1 protein-coding gene is annotated in these 3,054 nt (G+C 74.2%); it reads right to left on the minus strand.

Going from position 1 to position 3,054, the window contains the following annotated elements; all coding sequences use genetic code 11:
* Positions 1-136: 136 nt before the first annotated feature.
* A complete protein-coding gene (locus VFZ20_RS11555) occupies positions 137-2,833 on the minus strand; it encodes a putative bifunctional diguanylate cyclase/phosphodiesterase (protein WP_329684032.1) in 2,697 nt (898 codons plus the stop codon).
* Between the last annotated feature and the right edge of the window lie 221 nt (positions 2,834-3,054).

Below are 3,054 nucleotides of genomic sequence, written 5' to 3' on the forward strand. Positions count from 1 at the left end.
TCTCGCACTCTCGCACTCTCGCACTCTCGCACTCTCGCACTCTCGCACTCTCGCACTCTCGCACTCTCGCACTCTCGCACTCACGCACTCACGCACTCACGCACTCACGCACTCACGCACTCACGCACTCACGCACTCACGCACTCACGCACTCACGCACGCCCAGCAGCCCGCCCAGCTGCTCCGCGGGGACGGGGCGCGAGAAGTAGTAGCCCTGCGCGGCGTGGCAGCCGATCATCCGCAGCATCTCGGCCTGGCCGTGCACCTCCACGCCCTCGGCCACCATCTGCAGCCCCAGGCCGTGGCCCAGCGCCAGGATCACCTCCACCAGCGCCGTGGGCTCGGCGCCCGTGAGCTGGTCCACGAACGCCTTGTCGATCTTGAGGATGTCCAGCGGCAGGCTCTGCAGGTAGCGCAGCGACGAGTATCCCGTCCCGAAGTCGTCCACGGCCACGCGCACGCCCATCCCGCGCAGCTGCTCCAGCGCGCGGATGCCGGCCTCGTCCTCGCCCATCATCACCGTCTCCGTCACCTCCAGCACCAGGCGCGCGGGCGGCATCCCCGTGCGCTCCAGGATGGCGGCCACGCGCGGCGCGAAGCCGGGATCCAGCAGCTGCCGCCCGGAGACGTTGACGGACAGGTGCCGCCCGCCGCCCCACCCCGCCGCCGTGCGGCACGCCTCGGCCAGCACCCAGTCGCCCAGGGGGACGATGAGCCCCGTCTGCTCGGCGATGGGGATGAACTCCGCGGGCGAGACGGGGCCCAGCTCGGGGTGCGCCCACCGCAGCAGCGCCTCCACGCCGATGACCTCGCCGTCCGCCAGGTCCACGATGGGCTGGTACGCCAGCGCGAAGCCGCCGTGCTCCAGGGCGTTCTGCAGGGCGCTTTCCAGGGCCAGCCGGCGCAGGGCGCTGGCGTGCATGCGCGGATGGAACTCCGCCCAGCACCCCTTGCCGCGCTCCTTGGCCGTGTACATGGCCAGGTCCGCGTTGCGCAGCACCTCCTCGGGCCCGTCGTCGTCCTGCGCCACGGCAATGCCCACGCTGGCCTGCACCCGCACCTCGTGGCGGGCCTCCAGCAGCACGGGCCGCCCCAGCGCGGCCACGATGCGGTCCGCCACCGTGTGCGCGCCCGTTGGCCCGTCCAGGTCCTCCAGCAGCACGGCGAACTCGTCGCCGCCCAGGCGCGCGGCCACGTCCTTTTCGCGCACGCAGGCGCGCAGCCGCCCGGCCAGGGCCACCAGCAGGCGGTCGCCGGCGGCGTGGCCCAGCGAGTCGTTGACCTTCTTGTAGTCGTCCAGGTCCACGAAGAGCACGGCGGCCGTGCCCCGCGTGCGCCTGCGCCGGGCCAGCGCGCCCTCCACGCGGGCCGTGAACATGGACCGGTTGCTGAGCCCCGTGAGGGCGTCGTGGAACGCCTTGGCCCGCAGCTCCTCCTCCAGCGCCGCCTGCGCGCTCACGTCGCGCGAGTTGACGACGATGCCGTCCACGGCCACGTCGCCCAGGCGGCTGGTGCCCACGCTGCCCACGTGGATGCAGCGGGTGCCGTCCACCACCATGCGCCAGGTGAGCTCCACGGGGTGGCCGGGGTGAAGGGCGCCCTGGGCCACGAACGCGCGCACGGCCCCGCGGTCGTCCGGGTGCGCCAGCGCCTCCAGCCGCGTGCCCACGGCGTCGCGCGCCCGCGGGCCAAAGACGTGGCCCGCGGACGGGCTCACGAACTTCACCACGCCCCGCTGGTCCAGCACCATGATGACGTCGGACGAGTGCTCCACCAGGCCGCGAAAGCGCATCTCGCTGAGCCGCACGGCCCGCTGTGCCCGCTCGCTCTGGCGCACGGCCGCCACCTGCCGCGCGATCACCAGGGCCGTCAGGAGGACGGCGGCCAGGATGAGCCCCCCCAGCGGCTGGTTCCAGTGCGGCCGCGCCGCCGACACCAGCAGCCCGTACACGGCCGCGGCCGCGAGGTACGGCGCGCGGGGCACCCGCGGCTCCCCGGGCACGGGGCGGCCGTCGCCGCGGGTGGCGTGGGCCAGGTCCCACTGCCGCCGCGCCGCGTCCAGCATGAGCAGCGAGGCCACCACCCAGGCGGCGTCGGTGGCGCGGGGCAGGGAGCGGTGCCCCGCCACCAGGCTGAACGCGTACGCCAGGTCCGCCGCGAAGAAGATCCCCAGCCCCGCCACCACCCGCCGCAGGGGCGGCTGGCTCATGGCGTCGGCGCGCCGGTGCGAGACCACCACCGTGCCAAAGAGCACCAGCAGGTCGCACACGGGATACGCCATGGCCACGGCTGCCTCCAGCCCCGGCGCGTGGCCGGCGATGGGGCGCAGGAGCAGGTACCAGATGAAGGTGGCCGCGCCCAGCACCACCACGGCGGCGTCCAGCCAGAACTTGGCGCGGTCCACCCGCGACGGGCGCGCGGCGGGAAACGCCAGCAGCGCCGCCAGCATGACGGGATAGAACGCCAGGTAGGGCACGTCGGCCCACGAGGTGTTGGGTGGGCGGCGCAGCACCAGGTCGTACCACGCCCACAGCGCGTGGCCCGTGCCGTACAGCAGGTACGCCGCCGCCAGCCGCCGCCACCCGCGCCGGGCGCCGTCGTGCAGCCCCGGCGCGTGCGCGGCCCGCCACGCCAGCGCCACCGTGGCGGCGCTCACGGGCAGGGCCACCAGGTCGCTCATCCACGTGCGCAGGGGCGACGCGGGATCCACGGCGTACAGCCCCACCAGGTAGGCGGCGGTGAGCAGGGCGGCCGCCGCCGTGACGACGCGTCCCCAGTCCGCCCCCGCCGGCCGGGGGGCGTGCTGCTCCGCGGGGGCTGGTGCTGCGATCATGCTGCGGGTGAATGAAGGGTGTGGGCAAAGCCGGTTCACCCCGCAGTATCGGCACCTTTCGGACGATTGATGAGCGGCGCATCCGGCCCCCTCCGCGTCCGCGCCTCCACGTCCTCCGGGCCGGCTGAACTGCATTCTCACACGGGGCCCGCGGCCAACGGGGTCAACGGCAACGGATCGAAACGAACAAACCGTTGACTCCGTTGGCCGCAGGCCCCGTG

This window comes from Longimicrobium sp., assembly GCF_036280135.1.
In the GTDB taxonomy this organism is placed as follows: domain Bacteria; phylum Gemmatimonadota; class Gemmatimonadetes; order Longimicrobiales; family Longimicrobiaceae; genus Longimicrobium.